The sequence below is a fragment of the Corynebacterium sp. HMSC28B08 genome (assembly GCF_001806865.1).
Lineage (GTDB): Bacteria > Actinomycetota > Actinomycetes > Mycobacteriales > Mycobacteriaceae > Corynebacterium > Corynebacterium auriscanis.
The window spans coordinates 147,171-165,987 of record NZ_KV786178.1 but is presented as its reverse complement, the minus strand read 5'-3'; the positions used below and the strand labels follow the sequence as shown (position 1 = coordinate 165,987).

Sequence of the window (18,817 nt, the reverse complement as noted above, 5' to 3'; positions counted from 1 at the left end):
CTAAGAAACGAGGGTGTGCAGAACGGAAGTGAACAAACCCAGTCCGTCAGTTGATGGGCCGGTGAGTTCTTCTACAGCGTGTTCTGGGTGGGGCATGAGGCCAACGACACGACCGTTTTCGCTGCACACGCCGGCGATGGAATTACGGGATCCGTTGTGGTTTACGGCGTAGCGGAATACCACGCGGCCCTCGTCCTCCAGCTTCTGGAGGGTTTCATCGTCAGCCTGGAAGCGGCCTTCGCCGTGCTTCGTTGGCACGAGAATGCGGTCTGGCAGCCCCTGGGTCCACGGAGTGTTCTTGTTGTCCACCTCGAGGTAAATATCGCGGCAAACAAAGTGCAGGCCCTCGTTGCGGGTCAAAGCGCCTGGCAGAAGCCCTGCTTCCTGCAGGATCTGGAAGCCGTTGCAGATACCCAGCACCGGCATTCCCCGCCCCGCGGATTCCACCACAGCTCGCATCGCCGGAGCGATGGATGCGATTGCCCCAGCGCGCAGGTAGTCGCCGTAGGAAAAACCACCGGGAACAACCACGGCGTCTACGTTCTTGAGATCCTCGTCCGCGTGCCACAACTCAACAGCCTCCGCGCCCGCCAGTCGCACCGCACGGGAGGCATCCACATCGTCGAGGGTGCCCGGGAAGGTGATCACGCCAATGCGTGCACTCACTTGGCAGCCTCCGCATCCTCGGTCTCGACAACGACGTCGTAGTCTTCGATCACGGTGTTCGCCAGCAGATCCCGAGCGATTCGCTCCAGGTCTTCCTTGCTGACACTTTCCTCCACATCCAGTTCGAAACGCTTGCCCTGACGGACATCGTTTACTCCACTGATTCCGATGCGGCCCAGGGCGCGGACCACTGCCTGCCCCTGAGGATCAAGAATTTCCTGTTTCGGCATAACGTTGACAACAACACGAGCCATGGTGATTTCGCTTCTCCCAGTTGTAAGGGTGGAATTTACTGCACCATCGTAACATTGACCCACCTCACCCAAATCCGGCGTTCACCTAGGGTGCCCCTTCGGCGGATGGGGCGAGGGGCGTCGGTAATAAAAAAGCTTTTTAAGCGACGCCCACACGGCCAGCAAATGTGCTTTCGCGCGGGCGGGTGAAGGATTCATAGGTGGTGCCTGCGTAGCCTGCAGCGTGAAGGATGTGCAGGGCGCGCTCGAGGTCCTTGAAGACAGAGTCCTTTGAGGCTTTGCCCGCGGACACGGAGATGCGGACGTCTTGCCCCTTGAGGGCCATGCGTTGGACGGTGCGCAACAAGTTGCGACGCCACCATTTGGCGGCACCGAAACCTTCGCCGAAGGCAAGCACGCGAACCGGATGCGCAATGTCCTTGGCGAGGTCCCAGACGTAGTAAGCATCAGCTGCGACACCGAAGCCCGCATTTCGCGCCGCCTCCATAGCACCGGCGGAAGCGCCCCACCGGGACGGAGCGAACACGTGCGGATGGATGCCCAACTGGTGGAGTTGCCGGCATGCACCGTTGATGCGGAGGGACGATTCGTGGCGGCCAAGCTGGAAGAACTCTCCTTTTTCGACTCGTCCGGAGGAATGGTACAGGGGGCCCAGACCCCCCAGAAGGACTTCGTGGTGACGGGCAGCGGAATCCAGGATCAATTCGAGGGCCGGCGGGTCTTCACGGAGGCGCCAGTTGGGCCCGTTGACCGTCACCACCAAGCCCGCGCGATAACCGTATTCGCGTGCCATGTCACAGATCCGCTGGGCGGTAATGACATCGTCACTACCGATGGAACTAACGGTGAGCATGAGGCGGGGCTGGCGGGAGGCGTTCATGCCTTGGAACCATGGCAGATATAGGTAAAGAGGGCGTTACAGCGAGGCTACTTTTAGGGGAAATCGCTTATACCAACCCCATGCGCTCAAGCTCCCACGCGGTCTCGAAAGCGATTTCCTTCCACTGCTCATAGCGACCAGAAACACCACCGTGGCCGGAGGTCAGATCGATCTTCATGAGGGCATCAGCTCCGGCAACCTCGCGCAGCTTGGCTACCCACTTGGCGGGTTCGACATACAACACACGGGTATCGTTCAGGCTGGTCACAGCCAAAATCGCCGGGTAATCAGTGTGCGGATCGATATTCTCGTAAGGGGCATAACCAGCCATGTAGTCATAGACTTCTGGGTCATGGTACGGGTCACCCCACTCGTCCCATTCAGTGACGGTCAAGGGCAGTTCGGGCATGAGCATGGATGTCAGCGGATCCACAAAGGGCACAATGGCCTGCACTCCGCTAAAGCGATCTGGCGCCATGTTAGCAATCGCACCCATGAGCATGCCGCCGGCCGAACCGCCCTCGGCCACCATCGTCTGCGCGGTGGTCAAGCCCGTCTCGATGAGGTGATCAGCAACGTCGATGAAGTCCGTAAAGGTATTCATCTTCTTCAACTGCTTGCCGTTGTCGTACCATGAACGACCCATCTCACCGCCGCCGCGCACATGGGCAATAGCGAAGATGCCGCCCCGGTCGAGCAGCGGAAGACGTGCGGTGAGGAACGCTGGGTCACGGGAGATCTCGTAGGATCCGTAACCGTAGAGCAGCACGGGGTTCGGACGATCGAGATCCAAGCCGGAACGGTAGATCAGCGATACCGGCACCTGTTCCCCATCGCGGGCCGTAACCCACATGCGGCGCGCCTCGTAGTCACCTGGTGTGAACGGACTGCCATCGGGCGCAGGTAGGACCACTTGCTCCTTTCGCAGGATCTTCTCGCCCGTTTCCAGATCCATCTCGAATACTCGCGTAGGACGCACGAAGCTGGATACAACCACGCGTAACACCGGGCTATCCCACTCCGAATTGCCTCCGACGACAATGCTGACCAATTCCTCATTGAAGTCGATCTGCTGAAACTCACCGAATCCATGGCGGATGTCCATAAGATAAGCGGTTTCCACCGCATCCTCGCGCAACTCCAGGACGAGGTAGTTCCGGAAAACCTCCACCCCTTCCACGCGGGCATCATCGCGGTGTGGGACAAGAGGGGATACTTCCGCGAGGGACTCGATCACACCCACCGGGTGATAACCCAGTTCACTATTCACGCCATTGCGGTTGTGCACAACCATCCAGTAGTCACGACCATCGACGATCGCATGATCAACTCCATACTCCACGGAATCCTCGCGTGGCAGAATACAGGTCAGCTGCGCATCAGGGTCCTGCAAATCGAGGTACCAGCATTCGCTGGTGACCTTGGAGCTCGTGGATACCAACAGGTAGCGCTCGGATCGGGTGGTACCCACTCCGGTCCAGTAACGCTCGTCTTCCTCACGGAAAATCAACTCATCTTCTTCTACCGGAGTGCCCAGCGTGTGCTTCCAGATTTCGTGCGGGCGCCAGGCCTCATCAACCCGCTGGTAGTAGACCGTATCGTTTCCCACCCATGTGGCGCCGTAGCTGATGTTGCTGATTTCTTCCGGCCAGTGCTCACCGGTCGTCAAGTCCTTAAACCGCATAGTGAAGCGTTCATCACCGGCGAGGTCCACGGAATAGGCGATCCTAGAGCCGTCGAGGGTCACGCTGGCAGCACCTAAGCTGAAAAACTTGCTTCCTTCCGCCAATTGGTTGGCATCGAGGAAAACTTGTTCATCTTCGGCGGGAACCCCCGGTTCGATAGCCGGCGGGGTCCAATCATTGATATCGCGGACGGGGATCCTGCACATAACCGGGTAATTCTTACCCTCTTCAGTACGCGAGAAGTACCACCACTGGCCGGATCGCACGGGGACCGATAGGTCGGTTTCTTGCACACGCGCTTTGATCTCCTCGAAGATGTCCTTCTTCAGGGCATCGAGATGCGCCGTGCGGTGGTTTGTCCACTCGTTCTCCGCTTGGAGGTGCGCCAGCAGCTCCTCCGATTCCTTATCGCGCATCCATTCGTAGTTATCAACGAATTCGCGTCCGTGAAACGTACGGGTCGTAGGTTGCTTCCGGGGCACCGGAGCGCTGATATGTGAGGAGTTCTCGATCGACATGGACCCCACTCTAACAGCGGGGTTCATGTCTGCAGTCGGTTCTGCGCGGTCTGATACGTGGCACGCCCTCATGCGGGGTTTGACTAGCGATATTCGCCTCGTCTTTACGTCCGTAAACCGTGGCACGCCCGCATGCGGGGTTTGACTAGCGATATCCGCCTCGTCTTTACGTCCGTAAAGCGTGGCACGCCCTCATGCGGGGTTTGACCAGCCCACGATTGCAAACACAGCTGGCTTTTTATGCAATGGCGGTTTACACGCAGCTACCGATCCAGTCGGCAAAACGCTTGCCCGAGATCTTTTCATAGGCCTCTACGTAACGCGCACGCGTGGCTTCGACGACGGAACCGGGCAGTGCTGGTGGAGGGGTTCCTTCCTTCTTGTCCCAGCCAGCTTTCGGCCCGGTGAGCCAATTGCGCACATACTGCTTATCGAACGAGGGCTGCACCCTGCCCTCTTCGTACTCATTCGCTGGCCAGTATCGGGAGGAGTCCGGGGTGAGAACCTCATCAGCCAACACCAACTGCCCATTCTCATCGAGGCCGAATTCAAACTTGGTATCCGCCAAAATCACTCCGCGCTCGTGTGCCATTCCCGCGGCCTTGGAGTAGATCGACAGGGTGGCGTCGCGAAGTTCCTTGGCCCTTTGTTCGCCGAGGGCCTCGACGACAACGTCGAAACTTACGTTTTCATCATGATCACCAACCTCAGCCTTCGTGGCAGGGGTAAAGATTGGCTCTGGCAACCGGGATGCCTCCGTGAGGCCTTCTGGGAGCTCGACGCCACACACCGATCCGGTTTCGTTGTATTCCTTAAGCCCAGAACCGGTGAGGTAGCCGCGAGCCACACACTCGAATGGCACCATGTCCAGCTTCTTACACACCATTGCCCGCCCCAGGACGGATGCGGGAATGCGCTCATCGTCCAACGGGCCAGCCAGGTGATTAGGGAAATCGATGTTGTCGAAGAAGAAGGCGCTCATCGCGGTAAGCACCCGCCCCTTATCTGGGATTTCCGTATCGAGGATGAAGTCGTAAGCACTGATCCGGTCGGAAACAACCATCAACAACGTGTCATCGTCAATTTCGTAGATCTCGCGGACCTTGCCTGCGGAGATGTGCTCGTAGTCGGAAAGTTCAGGACGCATGGTGAGAAAGTCTAGACCCGTATGAGTGCTTTTACTATTCCAAACGAGGTGGGTGGGGACCACCCACCTCGTTTGGTGCACAAACATCGCTATTCCTGCGCGGGGAGCATGCAAGGTAGTTAATAATTGCCCCCGAAACGTGTCCTAGGCAACATTTTCTTTTTCATTTTAATGACTACCACTCTTATTATCGTTCCAATGCTGTGCTACCGGACAACGTTTCGCGCTGAACTCCAGCGTGGCTTGGCCAGCCCCGGCGCAGCTTCACGTGAAAGAGGAAAGACGGCACATGAAAGCGACAAGAGTTCTGGCGGCCTTCACTGCCATTACCCTCAGCGCGAGCCTCGCAGCATGTTCCACCAAGCAACCCGACACCCCTGCGGAGTACATCTCCGTATACGGTTCCGAGCCTCAAAACCCCTTGGTACCGACCAACACCAACGAAAACGGTGGCGGAACGCTGATGGAAACACTCTTCGACGGCCTCGTTGACTATGACCCCGAAGGTAAGCCATACAACCAGGTAGCGGAATCCATTACACCCAACGCGGATTCCACAAAGTTCACCGTGGTAATTAAAGACGGTTGGCAGTTCCACAACGGTGAAGAGGTCACCTCCGATAGCTTCATCGACGCATGGAACTACGGTGCGGACGTCAAAAACGCACAACTCGGGAGCGACTTCTTCTCCAACATCAAGGGATTTGACGAGCTCAGTGGAGACAACCGCACCGCAGATAAGTTAAGCGGCCTCACCAAGATAGACGACCACACGTTCACTGTGGAACTAAGCGCTCCCGAAGCCACCTGGCCGCTGCGATTGGGTTACTACGCCTACGCACCACTGCCAAAAGTGGCTTTCAAAGACATGGACGCGTTCGGCGAACACCCCATCGGCAATGGCCCCTACATGATGGATGGGGACAACGCATGGACGCACAATGTCAACGTTCGCCTCAAAGCCTTCGACAACTACAGCGGCAAGGACAAGGCTCAAAACGCAGGTTTGAATTTTGTGTTCTACACCAGCCTGGACACCGCCTACGCCGATCTGCAAGCCGGTGATCTAGACTCCGTTCGTGAAACCGTCGGCCCAAACGCATACCCGTCGTACCAAGCCGATTTCCCTCAGTCGCACAGTAACCGTGCCATGGCTTCCATCGAATCCTTCGGCATTCCTTTCAACCTCAAGCACTTTGGCAATGACGAGGAAGGAAAGCTGCGCCGGCACGCACTCAGCATGGCGATCAACCGCGATCTCATCACGGAAAAACTGTTCTTCGGTGCCCGGACCCCCGCGGAGGACTTCGGCTCCCCTACCTTGGGCGGAACCCCTGACATCAAGGGCAAGGAAGTTCTTACCTACCAACCCGAAAAGGCTCGCGAACTGTGGGCGAAGGCCGATAAGATCCGGCCTTTTACGGGCAAGTTCCAAATTGCTTACAATGCCGACGGTGGCCACCAATCCTGGGTAGAGGCAGTGACCAACAGCATCCGTCAGACCTTAGGGATTCCCGCCGAAGGTAGGGCTTATCCAAACTTCAAGGGCCTGCGCGACGACGTAGTGAACCGCAATGTCGGCGCCGGCTACCGCACGGGTTGGCTGGGCGACTACCCCTCGATTGCCAACTTCCTAGAAAGCCAGTATCGGACGAAAGGAAGCTCGAACGACACGGACTACTCCAGCGCTGAGTTCGATGCTCTTTTGGCCAAAGCCGCAAGTAGCCCCAGCGCGGAGAAAGCTCAACCCATCTACAACCAAGCTCAGGCTGTGCTCATGGAAGACCTCCCGCAGATTCCCCTGTGGTACAAATCTGCATCCACGGCGTGGAATCCCAACCTAAAGCACTTCCAAACCGGGTGGAACGGCTACCCCGAATTCACCAAGCTCACGAAGGAAGGTGACAACTAATGTTGTGGTACGTCGGCAAACGCCTTCTCCAACTAATCCCAGTTTTCCTGGGGGCCACCTTCTTGATCTACGCCATGGTGTTCCTCACACCTGGTGACCCGGTACTCGCTCTGGCCGGTGAAAAGGCCGCCGATCCGGATGTGCTGGATGCGATCCGCGAACAATACAACCTGGATAAACCATTCGTTGTGCAATACTTGCTGTTCTTAGGCGGTGTTTTCCAAGGCGATTTGGGTATGACGTTCTCCAATCGCCCGGTCATCGACGTGCTGGCCGAGGCATTCCCCATCACCATCAAATTGGCACTGATGGCCCTGGCGATCGAGATCATCTTCGGTATCGGCTTCGGCATCATCGCCGGTCTGAAGAAAGGCAGTTTCTTCGATTCCACGCTGCTGGTCATCAGCCTGGTCATCATTGCAGTTCCAATCTTCGTCATCGGTTTCGTGGGGCAGTTCCTCTTCGGAATTCAATGGGGTGTTGTGCCACCCACCGTCGGCAGCAATGCCTCTTTTCAACGACTGCTGCTCCCCGCCGCCGTGTTGGGCCTAGTCAGCTTCGCATACGTCCTGCGCCTCACTCGCAGTGAAATCGCCGAAAACCTGCGTGCCGACTTTGTGCGCACGGCACAGTCCCGCGGTCTACCGCGCTGGGCTGTTATCCGAAACCACGTGATCCGCAACTCCATGATCCCCGTCGTCACCTTCATCGGCGCCGACCTCGCAGCACTCATGGGTGGCGCGATCGTCACGGAGGGCATCTTCAACATTCACGGTGTAGGCGGACTCGTTTTCCAAGCCGTCAACCTGGGTGAATCCCCCACCGTCGTCAGTGTTGTCACCGTGCTCGTCATCATCTTCGTTATCTCGAATCTCGTGATCGACTTGCTTTACGCCCTGCTGGACCCAAGGATTCGCTATGCCTAATTCCTCTAACAACAATTCCAATTTCGCTATGGCACACCGCGGGATCGGCCCGGTCGTCAGCCGTCAGGAACGCTGGGTAGCCGAAACTGAAACCGAGGACGTCCTCACCCGCGACCAGTTGCTCCCCGATAGCGCCCCTACGGGTATGTGGGGCAGCGCATGGAAGCAGCTACGCCGGCGCCCACTGTTCTGGGTCGCATCCGTGATCATTGTGTTGACCCTCTTAGTCGCCTTGTTCCCTGGCCTGTTTTCCAGCACGGACCCCCGCGCGGCAGACCTCAACAATTCTTTGGCCCCGAGCCGCAGCGGGCACCCCTTCGGCTTCACGCTGCAGGGCTACGATGTGTACGCTCGAACCATTTACGGGGCGCGGGCATCCGTGGTCACGGGTCTGTTGACCACCATCTTTGTCACCATCATCGGCGTGATCGTGGGGTCCGTCGCCGGTTACGTGGGCGGATGGGTCGATGCCATTCTCTCCCGGCTGACGGACATCATGTTTGCCATCCCGCTGCTGCTGGCCGGCATTGTGTTGATGCAGATGTTTAGTGTGCGCAATACACTCACGGTCGTATTCGTTTTGTCAATCTTTGGCTGGCCACAGATGGCGCGCGTGGTTCGCTCCGCCGTCTTGTCCACGAAGAACAACGACTATGTTTCCGCCTCTCGCGCGCTGGGGCTTTCCAAGTCCGGCATCCTGTTCCGTCACATCTTGCCGAACTGCTTGGCTTCGATCATCGTCATGGCCACCACGTCCTTGGGCATCTACATCGTTGCCGAGGCCACCTTGTCCTACCTGGGCATTGGGCTTCCTCCAACCGTGGTTTCCTGGGGCAATGACATCTCCACTGCACAGTCCACACTGCGCGTGGCCCCTTCCAACCTGTTCTACCCGGCTACTGCCTTGGCAATGACTGTGCTGGGATTCATCCTGTTGGGCGATACCTTGAAGGACGCCCTCGACCCTAAGGAGCGCACCCGATGACCTCACCTGCTGACTCCTCGGCCCCTACTGATAGCTCGACCGCCAGCCGTGTGGGCGTCGGTAATAAATCCGACGCCAACAGCAACCCCTCCCCCGTCCTGTCCATGCGCGGGGTGGATATCGCCTTTGGTACGAAGAAGAATCCGCTGCCCACGGTTTTCGACGTAAACCTCGAGATTTACCCGGGTGAAACCGTGGCAATCGTGGGAGAATCAGGCTCGGGTAAATCCACAACTGCGCATGCGGTGCTGGGGCTTATCCCCGGTGGTGGGCGTGTGACGGGTGGAACCATCGAACTAGCGGGCCAGGACATCACTCATTTCTCTGAAAAGCAGTTCACCGCTATTCGGGGCAATACTGTGGGGTTGATCCCGCAAGATCCGATGAGCAACCTGAACCCGGTATGGACCATTGGCCACCACATCAAGGAAGGCCTGAAATACAACAACATCGCCACCGGTTCCGAAGCCCACCAGCGCGCTATTGAGTTGCTGGATGAGGCCGGTATGAAGGAATCATCCCGGCGCGTAGACGAGTACCCCCACCAGTTTTCCGGTGGTATGCGCCAGCGTGCGTTGATCGCCGCCGGTTTAGCCGCCCGCCCGACGCTGCTCATCGCCGATGAACCTACTTCTGCGCTGGACGTTACCGTGCAGCAGCAGATCCTGGATCACCTAGACAACTTGACCGCGCAACTGGGCACCGCGGTGATGCTCATTACCCATGATCTGGGGTTGGCTGCGGAGCGCGCTCAACGCATCGTGGTGATGAGCCAGGGGCGCATCGTGGAATCGGGCCCTGCACTGGAGATTCTGCAAGACCCACATCATCCCTACACCAAAAAGTTGGTGTCCGCCGCACCGAGCTTGTCGGCGCGGAGGTCCGAGGTGACTGCACAGAGCGCGGCCAAAAACGATCCTCAACGCGCAGGCGAGGGTGAGCGTCCCGAGGATACGAAGCGGTCCAAGGCCTCCCCCGCGCCCGCCAAGGCCACGCCAGTCGGTAGTGCAGAGGGCAAGGAAGGTGGCACCAGCGGGGCGTCGACCCATAAGCCCTTGATTGAGGCAAAGAACCTCACGAAGATCTACCAAGTACGCGGAGAAAAACCGTGGAAAAAGAAGGACTTCGTGGCGGCGCAGGACATCAGTTTCTACCTCGACCGTGGGCGGACACTGGCTCTGGTGGGCGAATCCGGTTCTGGTAAGTCAACCGTGGCACAGATGGTTCTGGGGCTGTTGCAGCCCACTAGTGGCACGATCACGTTCGATGGCGAAGACGTCACGAACCTGGATCGCAAGCAGGAATTAAAGTTTCGGCGCCACGTGCAGCCCGTTTTCCAGAACCCCTACGGTTCGATCGATCCGATGTATTCCGTTTTCTCTACGATCAGCGAGCCACTGCGGATCCACAAAATCGGAAACAAGAAGGAACACGAGCAGCGGGTGCGCGAGCTGCTGGATATGGTTGCGATGCCTCAATCAATGATGCACCGTTACCCCGGAGAGCTGTCCGGTGGGCAGAGGCAGCGCGTGGCGATTGCTCGTGCGCTAGCTTTGCGCCCGGAAGCGTTGATCCTCGATGAAGCGGTGTCCGCACTGGACGTGCTGGTGCAGTCACAAGTGCTGGAGCTGCTCAACGACCTGCAGCACCAGATGGACCTGACGTACCTCTTCATCACCCACGACTTGGCGGTGGTGAAGCAGATCGCGGATGAGACGCTGGTGATGCGTTCAGGCGAAATCGTGGAGCGTGGACAGACCGATGATCTGTTCATGAATCCGCGCGAGGACTACACCCAGCGGCTGTTGGATTCGATTCCGGGCGGGTCGATCCCGCTGCACCAGGGCTAGGATTGCTGGGGATGGCCCGCGACTTAGGGCTAACGCCCTAAGTCTGGCCACCCGGGGGTTGCCCGGGCACCCGGTTCCCCGAGTGCTCGGTTGCCTAGACCTACACTGGGCCTACCCGGAGCAACCTGCGGGTTACAGAATCTCCCCTGGTGTGTACGCCGCCGCCAGCGGGTAGCGTTTCGTAATCTCAGTAACACGGCGCAGGACACGCTGCGTTTGGCTCTCCGCCGCACCGATGAAGGCATGTCGGTCGGCCAGCGCTTCGTTTAGATCCTCTTCGGTTAGGGGCAAGCGCTCATCGGCGGCTAGGCGCTGGATCAGATCCTGCTCGCCACCATTTTCGCGCATGTTCAAAGCCACGCCAACCGCGTGCTCCTTGATAACCTCGTGCGCAGTTTCGCGCCCCACCCCGGCGCGCACAGCGGCCATCAGGATCCTCGTTGTTGCCAGGAATGGCAGGTAGCGGTCCAGTTCGCGCTCGATCATCGCGGGGAATGCACCGAATTCGTCCAACACGGTCAGGAACGTCTCGCACATGCCATCGAACGTAAAGAATGCATCCGGTAGCGCCACGCGACGAACTACGGAACAGAACACATCACCTTCGTTCCACTGCGCACCCGCTAGGTCCGCGGCCATCGTCAGGTAACCGCGCAGCAGCACCTGCATGCCGCCAACTCGCTCGCACGAACGGGCGTTCATCTTATGTGGCATCGCGGAAGACCCAACCTGGCCTTCCTTGAACCCCTCCGTCACGGTCTCGTTACCCGCCATCAAACGGATCGTCATCGACAGGGAGCTCATCGCCGCGCCGAGTTCTACCAGTGCGGACAACGCATCCATATCCAGGCTGCGCGGGTAAACCTGCCCCACCGAGTCGAACACGCGACGGAATCCTAGCTCGTCGGCAATCTTCCATTCGAGGCCCGCCAGCTTGTCCTCCTGCCCACCGAGCAAGTCCAACATGTCTTGGCTGGTGCCCATTGGCCCCTTAATACCGCGCAGTGGATAGCGATTCAGCAGATCCTGGATCCGCTCCAGACCGATGAGCAATTCGTCTGCGGCGGAGGCAAAGCGCTTTCCTAACGTTGTCGCCTGCGCGGCCACATTGTGGGAACGCCCCGCCATTACGAGGGATTCGTACTCGCCCGCTCGTTTGCCGATGCGCGCCAGCACGGCCACGGCCTTGTTCCGAGCAATCTCCAGGGAGCGGTAGATCTGCAGTTGTTCGACGTTTTCGGTCAGGTCGCGGGACGTCATTCCCTTATGGATGTGCTCATTGCCGGCCAGGGCGTTGAACTCTTCGATTCGAGCTTTTACATCGTGGCGGGTGACCTTCTCCCGTTCCGCGATCGATTCCAGATCAACGTTATCGATGACCTTCTCGTAGCTCTGGATCGCTTCGGCAGGAACCTCAACACCCAGCTCCTGCTGGGCCTTCATCACGGCGATCCACAATTGGCGCTCCATGACGATCTTGTCCTCCGGTGACCAAATCGCGGTCATCTCAGGGGATGCGTATCGGTTAGCAAGGACGTTTGAAATCTTCTTTTTCGCAGGCACGTCCGTCATTATCCCACAAGTCCGCCTCGCACCTGCTACCTCTCCCCCACCACCGCTTTTACCAGTTTTTACCGCGCCTTTATCGCTGGTAATCGGAGCACCAGGAAAGAATGCATCCTGCTCTTACGGCAGTCACGGGACCTCCTACCGTGCCTCATCGCTGGCACGTGGGACACCAGAAGAGATTCCGCCCTTCCACCACCGCATGTTGCACGCCATCCCCACACACCAAGCACGGTTGCCCCGCCCGGCGGTACACGTACACCTCTCCTCCGTGGTCGTCTTCCCGCGGTGCTCTTTCCATCGCCTCAGGGCTATGCTCTTGCCTCACTGTATCGATGCGTCCGTGCTGCTCGCCGTAAGCCATGAGCTCCACCAGGTCTTCCCAGATTTCTTCTTTTCTTTCCGACGCCACATCGCCCCGCGTTTCCGGATTGATCCCTAAACGAAAGAGCACCTCGGCGCGGTAGATATTGCCTACCCCGGCAAAGAACTTCTGGTCCATTAACAAACTTGAAATCGATCGGCGACTGCGCGTCAACCGCCGAAAGACTTCTTCTTTTAGTTCAAGGTTCAAAGGATCGGTGGGCCGCAGGGGATCCGCCCCTAACTTGCCGATCTCTATGTCCATCTCGGCCTCGGTAATCAACCGGCACCACTGCGGGCCCCGTAGATTAGCAGCTACGGCCTGATTGTCTGACTGGGCCGCGTTATCAAGCATGGCTGCGCCACCTGCGGTGCCTGTGCTTTGCGTTTTCACCGAGCCGGCCTGCCTATCTGTGTTGCTCAGCGCGTAGGCATCCGCTCCCCCGTCATCTATCGCCCGATGCAAATGCAAACGAACTTGTCCCCACGGCGTATCCGATTGGTAAGGTTCGATCCGAAACGATCCAATCAAACCTAAATGGATGTGCACGATACGTTTGGAACCAAATTCCAAAAACAAGTGCTTCCCCCACGCACGTGCTTGGCATAACTGAGTCCCATCGATCAGAGCCGCCTCGGCGGCGAAACGCCCCTGGGGAGAACTGACCCTCATAACCTGGCCCCCAAAGTTTTGGTTGAGGTGCCGCGCGAGCCGGTGAATCACATGACCTTCAGGCATATGGGCAATTTAACGAGACCGCAGCGCAGAAGGGAAATCCCTACCACGCATGACCACAGGCTGGTCAACGCTCCATCCCCACAAAATCCTGCCAAGCTTGCAAAGAAAGGTGCTATTAGACCGAAATGCGCCCCTCGACCGCGGGGAGGGCGATGTCCCTGCGGAAGTGCCCACCCGGCAAGGTCACGCTATCCATCACGCGGTAGGCCTGGTCGCGGGCTTCTTCGAGCGTGGCGCCCGAGCCGATGACATTGATCACGCGGCCACCTGCCGAAACCAAGTTCCCATCCTTTTCCGCCACACCAGCGGCCCGGATCCCCTTGGATTCGCTCCCGGCATCAGCCCCCGAAATAACCTCGCCCGTCTTTGGTGCTTCCGGGTACCCTTCTGCAGCCAGTACGACCGTCAGGGCGTAGCCTTCCTTCCACTCGAGCGCGGGCAGTGATTCCAGCTCACCACGTGCTACCGCGCCCAGCACCCCGCCGAGCGGAGTCTTGAGCAGCTCCAGCACCGCCTGGGTTTCCGGGTCACCGAAACGGCAATTGAATTCCACTACCGATGGGCCATTGTTGCCCCACGCCAACCCGGCATACAACAAGCCGTTGAAAGGAACCCCATCTTCCACCATTTGCTTGGCTACTGGACGGCACACCTCATCGACGATGCGCTGTACACCATCTTCGGGCAACCACGGCAGCGGAGTGTACGCCCCCATGCCACCGGTGTTGGGACCCTCATCGTTTTCACCCACACGCTTGTGGTCTTGGGCGGGCAGCAGCGGAACGACGGTTTCCCCGTCGACGAGACAGAACAGGGATACCTCCGGGCCGTCCAAGAAGGTTTCCAACAAGACCGGATTTCCACCCTCATGAACAGCCTTAATGTGAGCCACAGCCGCAGCGCGGTCATCAGTAACAACCACACCTTTTCCACCGGCGAGGCCATCATCCTTCACCACGTACATGGGGCCGAAGTTGTGCAAAGCGGCGTCGATATCAGCATCCGAAGCACCGACCGGCACCGACTGGGCCTGCGCCGTGGCAACCCCGGCGCGCGCCATGACATCCTTCGCAAAAGCCTTGGAGCCTTCGATTTGAGCAGCTTGCTTGGACGGACCAAACACGGCGAAACCGGCCGCACGCAATTCGTCTGCAACACCGGCGACCAATGGGATTTCCGGCCCGATGACAACGAGGTCCGCCTGAATGTCCCTGGCTAGTTCAACTGCATCACCAGAGGGGTGGAGAGTAGCAACAGCAGCCATACCCGCGTTGCCGGGGCTGACGTGGACCTCGTCCACCGATGGGTCCTGGGACAAAGAATAAGCCAAAGCGTGCTCGCGGGCACCGTTTCCGATCACAAGAATGCGCATAGTGAATACTTTACCCACCACATGTTTGACGGTCCGGCGCTACCATCGAGAACCATGACGAGCGTATTCACAAAGATCATCAATGGAGAACTACCCGGTCGATTTGTTTACCGTGACGACAAGGTTGTGGCCTTCCTCACCATCGAGCCCGTCGCATACGGACATACCCTCGTGGTTCCAGTTGAAGAAGTCGATCGGTGGACCGATATGGATCCTGCCCTGTGGGCACACTGCAATGAAGTTGCGCAAAAAGTAGGCCAGGCGATTATCGAGGCTTTCAAGTCTCCACGCGCTGGGTACCTCATCGCCGGTTTTGAGGTTCCCCACGCTCACATCCACGTTTTCCCCGCTGCCGACATGTCCGGCTACTCACTGGCGAACGTGATGAAAATGGATGAGACCGACCCGGCCAAGATGGAAGCTGCCGCCGACAAGATCCGCGCGATTCTGGGCACCACTGACCTCAAGGAACAGCCCAAGGACTAATGACCTCCAAGCAGCGCCCCTACCCCATCGAAGATGACGATGAATCCGATGACGAATTCGCGCTAGCCCCTGATTGGGCGGATCCCGAATTCGCCACGGGTAGCTCCAGCTCTTTCGCCGATTCCAATGAACTGGACGGCACACCACCCGATGACCTCACTGCTGAGCAGGCTGCAGGTGAAAATGCCGACGGCACTGCCCTGTCAGAATCCGACGAACCACTGCTCGACAAATCAGAACGGACGTGGCTTACTCGTCTATCCAACGGCGTAGCTTCAACGGGGCGTTTCATCTACGACATTCCCGGCAACCTGGGTGTCACCCGCCCATCAATGCCGCAACTACGTGGCGCCATCCCCGATCCCCCACTGGGTGCGCGCCAGGTCTCCCACGGTTACGCAGATGACCTTTGGCAAGCCCGGCCCACATTGGATCGGCCCTACCCGGTAGTGCTCATTCACGGCACCATCAGTTCTAAAAACGTGTGGCAAAACCTTGTTCTTCGCCTGCGCAACGACGGCTTTGTGGTGTTTAGCCCCGACTATGGAGTGCATGGAACGCAGGATATCCCCACCTCAGCGCAAGATATCGGCGCATACATCGAACAGGTCTTGTCAGCTACCGGCGCCGAGGCCGTTGATATTGTAGGGCATTCCCAAGGCGGGTTGCTGGCTCGGTATTGGATCAACGAATTAGGCGGGGAGGATTACGTCCACCACCTCATCAGTTTGGGCTCACCCCACCAAGGGACCACGCTTTTGGGAATGCTGGGGAACCTCCTGACCTCAGAGACCACGCAACGCATGGCCGCTGCGACCATTCGCCGTGTATTCGGCGCTGCCGGTATGCAACAAATCATCGGCTCCCCTGTGTTAGAAACACTCGCGGCCAGCCCCGATACCCGCCCAATGATTCGCTACACCAATTACGCCACCCGCAATGACTCGACGGTTGTCCCGCACGAGAATGCGTTTTTGTCCATGGAGGACTCGGACCTAGTGAAGAATGTTTTTGTGCAGGACGTGGGCGTCGGTAAATGTAGGCATGAAGAGTTGCCCAGCAATCCCGCCATCCAAGAGTTAGTGCACGAGACGCTTGTGCAGGCACTACGGGATGATGAGGGGCAAGAAGAGGAGTGGGATTCGTGACGGAGGCAGCGCGCCGATCGATTTTCTCCTACCTGCCGGATCTAGGGCATTGGGAGGAGTCGCCGACGTACCAGCTGAGCCAGCGAGAGCCTCGGCCAGTGGTGGTCGTGCACGGCACCGTGGGGGGCCGCGGGAATTTCAACCGTTTGGTCCCGTATCTGCGTTCCACTTACGACGGGCGGTCCCGGCGCGTCTTTAGCGTGAGTTACGGCGATAATGGCACGCGAGCCCTCAACGGCTCCATCGAAGAAATTGAAAAGCAGTTGGAGGAGCTACACGATCAGACCAAATCGCCCACGTTCGACTTGGTGGCGCATTCACAGGGCGGGTTGCTGTCCCTCGCTGTGGCATCCCGACCGCGCGCTGGTCGGTTTGTGCACCATATAGTTGGGTTGGGCGCCGATTTTCGGGGTGTTCGCATGCCGTGGTCTGGTCGGCCTAGTGCCGACGCCGCGCTGCGAATCGTCGATGCCGTAGCCGGTCCCGCGTTCGCCCAACAGATCGTTGGCTCCCCGGAATTGACCGCGGTGTTGCATCAAACGGCCACCTGCACGGTCCCCATTACGCAGATTGCTACGAAGTATGACCGAACTGTTCCTTTGGAAGCCGCGTTTGCACTTGCCGACGATAGCGAATGGACCGGTACTCCCGCGCATCCTGGGCCTCTGCGTTTGGTGTTGGTGCAGAAGTACTACCCCGATTTAGAGGTTGCCCACAACATGCTGGTGCGCAACCGCAAGGTCGCTGGATTGGTTAAGCATGCTCTGGAACATCCTCCGCAGCGGACGGCAGCTCGACGGTAAAGGTAGTTCCGTCCCCCAGCCGACTGGCCACGGTGATGGTGCCACCGTGGGCCTCTACGAGGGATTTCACGATGGAAAGGCCCAGCCCTGAGCCACCCGATGCACGTGAGCGCGAGACATCCGGGCGATAGAAGCGTTCGAACAGATGGGGCAAGTCCTTTTCGGCGATGCCGTTACCGTCGTCTGAAACCTCAATGATGACGGTGTGACTACCTTGGGACAGGTTGATCTGAACCTGGGCGGCATCCCCACCGTGACGAAGTGCGTTGGTCAGCAAGTTGCCCACCACTTGGTGCAACCGGTTAGCATCACCAATGACCACCGGAATGTCCCCACACCTATTGTTGACCGACACGTGTCGCCCGGGGAAACCGGCGCGAGCGGAATCCGCCGAGTGCAGCACCAGCTCCAGCACGTCCACACGGTCCTGTTTCAGTGGGCGCCCTTCATCCATGCGCACCAGCGCCAGCAGATCCTCGACGAGGAGGGACATACGGGCAGACTCTTCGGAAATGCGGTCGATGACCATGCGAGCATCATCGGTAGCTCCGGATTGGTAGAGCTCTGCGTATCCGCGCACGGAGGTCAGCGGGGTGCGAAGTTCATGGGAAGCGTCGCCGATGAAACGGCGCATGGCGGCCTCGGACCCGCGGGCTTGACGCTCGGAATTCTCCACAAACATGAACGCCCCTTGGATCTGTGCCAGCATTCGGTTCAGGGCTTGCGATAGCGCCCCCACCTCCGTGTTTGGGGACCAGGTGGGGATGCGTTGTTCAAGGTGGCCGCGCGAGATCAACGAGGCGGTGTGTTCTACCTGGTTCAGTGGTTTCAGCGCCCTGCGGACGATATACATGCTGGCCACCACAATGGCGGCCAAAGCGATAAGGCCAATGATGACCTGCAGCGCGATGAGGCGGGTAATGGTGTGTTCTTCATCGGCTAGGGGCAGCGCAACGATCGTGACGGTGCCATCCTGGTTCTGCACACTCGCCGCGCGCCACGCCGTGGGTGAGGCACTGCCCGGGCGGGCGCTCACGGTCGTAGGAGGGGTTGGTTTGTCGAGGCCACGAACCTCCGGCTTCGATTCGTTCACGCTGTTGAACTGCTCATAGGCAACGGGGCCATCTACTACCAGCACATAGAAGTCACTGGGAGGCCGATCCACATCGCTTTTGTTTGGATACGATCCAAGCAGGCCGCCTGAGGAGGACCCGTCCGAGCTGCCCGATCCACGGGGGTCCTCAGTTTTACCCAAGTCGCCATACGGCGTTGTGCGACTGGTTGAAGTGCGGTGTGCCCACGAATCAGTTGCGTTTGCCAACTGATCATCCACACGTTGGATCATGAATCGTTGCAGGGTGGACGTGACTACCGCACTGGAGATCGTGAGACCAACCCCTGCAAGGGCGGTAATTACTACCACTAGCGAAATACGCAGCGGGTAGTGGGAAAGGAAATGCCCCGCGAAGTTCTTGCGGGGATGCTCAGCCTTGACTGCCGTTCCCATCGGGGGATCG

The 18,817-nt window shown here is 58.6% G+C and carries 16 protein-coding genes; 7 read left to right on the top strand and 9 right to left on the bottom strand.

Features of this window, described 5'->3' with window-relative positions; genetic code table 11:
- From purQ to HMPREF3098_RS09405, 5 genes are all read right to left on the bottom strand, one after another.
- Complete coding sequence (gene purQ, locus HMPREF3098_RS09425) at positions 1–666, bottom strand: phosphoribosylformylglycinamidine synthase subunit PurQ (protein WP_035114439.1); 666 nt, start codon at positions 664–666, stop codon at positions 1–3.
- Positions 663–920, bottom strand: a complete 258-nt coding sequence (gene purS, locus HMPREF3098_RS09420; protein ID WP_070434911.1) for a phosphoribosylformylglycinamidine synthase subunit PurS — start codon at positions 918–920, stop codon at positions 663–665. The genes purQ and purS overlap by 4 nt, the downstream gene beginning before the upstream one ends.
- Before the next feature lie 139 nt (positions 921–1,059).
- Positions 1,060–1,800 carry a polysaccharide deacetylase family protein gene (locus HMPREF3098_RS09415; RefSeq protein ID WP_070434910.1) on the bottom strand — a complete coding sequence of 247 codons (741 nt, stop codon included), beginning with the start codon at positions 1,798–1,800 and terminating at the stop codon, positions 1,060–1,062.
- A gap of 67 nt (positions 1,801–1,867) precedes the next feature.
- Entirely contained in the window at positions 1,868–4,003 is a 2,136-nt protein-coding gene (locus HMPREF3098_RS09410; protein ID WP_070434909.1) for a S9 family peptidase, read from the bottom strand.
- 253 nt (positions 4,004–4,256) lie between these two features.
- Positions 4,257–5,150, bottom strand: a complete 894-nt coding sequence (locus tag HMPREF3098_RS09405) for a phosphoribosylaminoimidazolesuccinocarboxamide synthase (RefSeq protein ID WP_035114665.1) — start codon at positions 5,148–5,150, stop codon at positions 4,257–4,259.
- Positions 5,151–5,439: 289 nt separating this feature from the next.
- On the opposite strand from HMPREF3098_RS09405, the gene HMPREF3098_RS09400 reads away from it, so the two are divergent.
- The 4 genes from HMPREF3098_RS09400 to HMPREF3098_RS09385 are packed head-to-tail and all read left to right on the top strand — an operon-like array spanning position 5,440 to position 10,823.
- Positions 5,440–7,062, top strand: coding sequence for a peptide ABC transporter substrate-binding protein (locus HMPREF3098_RS09400; protein WP_070434908.1), 1,623 nt, complete (start codon positions 5,440–5,442; stop codon positions 7,060–7,062).
- Positions 7,062–7,988 carry an ABC transporter permease gene (locus HMPREF3098_RS09395; protein WP_070434907.1) on the top strand — a complete coding sequence of 309 codons (927 nt, stop codon included), beginning with the start codon at positions 7,062–7,064 and terminating at the stop codon, positions 7,986–7,988. Before HMPREF3098_RS09400 ends, HMPREF3098_RS09395 begins: the two co-directional genes overlap by 1 nt.
- Positions 7,981–8,973, top strand: a complete 993-nt coding sequence (locus tag HMPREF3098_RS09390; RefSeq protein WP_246815917.1) for an ABC transporter permease — start codon at positions 7,981–7,983, stop codon at positions 8,971–8,973. The genes HMPREF3098_RS09395 and HMPREF3098_RS09390 overlap by 8 nt, the downstream gene beginning before the upstream one ends.
- Positions 8,970–10,823: a dipeptide ABC transporter ATP-binding protein gene (locus HMPREF3098_RS09385; protein ID WP_371440982.1), complete on the top strand. Its 1,854-nt coding sequence runs from the start codon at positions 8,970–8,972 to the stop codon at positions 10,821–10,823. Before HMPREF3098_RS09390 ends, HMPREF3098_RS09385 begins: the two co-directional genes overlap by 4 nt.
- A gap of 132 nt (positions 10,824–10,955) precedes the next feature.
- On the opposite strand, the gene purB is transcribed toward HMPREF3098_RS09385, so the two are convergent.
- The 3 genes from purB to purD form a co-directional block, all read right to left on the bottom strand.
- Positions 10,956–12,395 carry an adenylosuccinate lyase gene (purB, locus tag HMPREF3098_RS09380; RefSeq protein ID WP_070434906.1) on the bottom strand — a complete coding sequence of 480 codons (1,440 nt, stop codon included), beginning with the start codon at positions 12,393–12,395 and terminating at the stop codon, positions 10,956–10,958.
- Between the two features lie 145 nt (positions 12,396–12,540).
- Positions 12,541–13,491 (bottom strand): Fpg/Nei family DNA glycosylase, encoded by a 951-nt coding sequence (locus HMPREF3098_RS09375; protein WP_070434905.1) that lies wholly within the window; start codon positions 13,489–13,491, stop codon positions 12,541–12,543.
- A 115-nt stretch (positions 13,492–13,606) separates the two neighbouring features.
- Positions 13,607–14,863, bottom strand: coding sequence for a phosphoribosylamine--glycine ligase (gene purD, locus HMPREF3098_RS09370; RefSeq protein WP_070434904.1), 1,257 nt, complete (start codon positions 14,861–14,863; stop codon positions 13,607–13,609).
- Positions 14,864–14,917: 54 nt separating this feature from the next.
- Between purD and HMPREF3098_RS09365 the strand changes: the two genes are divergently transcribed.
- Genes HMPREF3098_RS09365 through HMPREF3098_RS09355 form a run of 3 tightly spaced genes read left to right on the top strand, consistent with a single transcriptional unit; the run spans position 14,918 to position 17,300 of the window.
- Positions 14,918–15,349: an HIT family protein gene (locus HMPREF3098_RS09365; RefSeq protein WP_070434903.1), complete on the top strand. Its 432-nt coding sequence runs from the start codon at positions 14,918–14,920 to the stop codon at positions 15,347–15,349.
- Positions 15,349–16,497 carry a lipase family alpha/beta hydrolase gene (locus tag HMPREF3098_RS09360; RefSeq protein ID WP_083284426.1) on the top strand — a complete coding sequence of 383 codons (1,149 nt, stop codon included), beginning with the start codon at positions 15,349–15,351 and terminating at the stop codon, positions 16,495–16,497. Before HMPREF3098_RS09365 ends, HMPREF3098_RS09360 begins: the two co-directional genes overlap by 1 nt.
- Positions 16,494–17,300, top strand: coding sequence for an esterase/lipase family protein (locus HMPREF3098_RS09355; RefSeq protein WP_070434902.1), 807 nt, complete (start codon positions 16,494–16,496; stop codon positions 17,298–17,300). The genes HMPREF3098_RS09360 and HMPREF3098_RS09355 overlap by 4 nt, the downstream gene beginning before the upstream one ends.
- Here the strand turns inward: HMPREF3098_RS09355 and HMPREF3098_RS09350 are convergent.
- Complete coding sequence (locus HMPREF3098_RS09350; RefSeq protein ID WP_083284424.1) at positions 17,251–18,807, bottom strand: sensor histidine kinase; 1,557 nt, start codon at positions 18,805–18,807, stop codon at positions 17,251–17,253. The two genes, HMPREF3098_RS09355 and HMPREF3098_RS09350, sit on opposite strands and share 50 nt — an antisense overlap.
- Positions 18,808–18,817 lie beyond the last annotated feature (10 nt).

Excerpts from the sequence above, each read along its gene's own strand:
- purB (WP_070434906.1), bottom strand. The coding sequence starts at position 12,395 with ATGACGGACGTGCCTGCGAAAAAGAAGATTTCAAACGTCCTTGCTAAC.
- HMPREF3098_RS09360 (WP_083284426.1), top strand. The coding sequence starts at position 15,349 with ATGACCTCCAAGCAGCGCCCCTACCCCATCGAAGATGACGATGAATCC.
- HMPREF3098_RS09400 (WP_070434908.1), top strand. The coding sequence starts at position 5,440 with ATGAAAGCGACAAGAGTTCTGGCGGCCTTCACTGCCATTACCCTCAGC.
- HMPREF3098_RS09415 (WP_070434910.1), bottom strand. The coding sequence starts at position 1,800 with ATGAACGCCTCCCGCCAGCCCCGCCTCATGCTCACCGTTAGTTCCATC.
- HMPREF3098_RS09385 (WP_371440982.1), top strand. The coding sequence starts at position 8,970 with ATGACCTCACCTGCTGACTCCTCGGCCCCTACTGATAGCTCGACCGCC.
- HMPREF3098_RS09350 (WP_083284424.1), bottom strand. The coding sequence starts at position 18,807 with ATGGGAACGGCAGTCAAGGCTGAGCATCCCCGCAAGAACTTCGCGGGG.
- HMPREF3098_RS09410 (WP_070434909.1), bottom strand. The coding sequence starts at position 4,003 with ATGTCGATCGAGAACTCCTCACATATCAGCGCTCCGGTGCCCCGGAAG.
- HMPREF3098_RS09375 (WP_070434905.1), bottom strand. The coding sequence starts at position 13,491 with ATGCCTGAAGGTCATGTGATTCACCGGCTCGCGCGGCACCTCAACCAA.
- purS (WP_070434911.1), bottom strand. The coding sequence starts at position 920 with ATGGCTCGTGTTGTTGTCAACGTTATGCCGAAACAGGAAATTCTTGAT.
- HMPREF3098_RS09405 (WP_035114665.1), bottom strand. The coding sequence starts at position 5,150 with ATGCGTCCTGAACTTTCCGACTACGAGCACATCTCCGCAGGCAAGGTC.
- HMPREF3098_RS09390 (WP_246815917.1), top strand. The coding sequence starts at position 7,981 with ATGCCTAATTCCTCTAACAACAATTCCAATTTCGCTATGGCACACCGC.
- HMPREF3098_RS09395 (WP_070434907.1), top strand. The coding sequence starts at position 7,062 with ATGTTGTGGTACGTCGGCAAACGCCTTCTCCAACTAATCCCAGTTTTC.
- HMPREF3098_RS09365 (WP_070434903.1), top strand. The coding sequence starts at position 14,918 with ATGACGAGCGTATTCACAAAGATCATCAATGGAGAACTACCCGGTCGA.
- purD (WP_070434904.1), bottom strand. The coding sequence starts at position 14,863 with ATGCGCATTCTTGTGATCGGAAACGGTGCCCGCGAGCACGCTTTGGCT.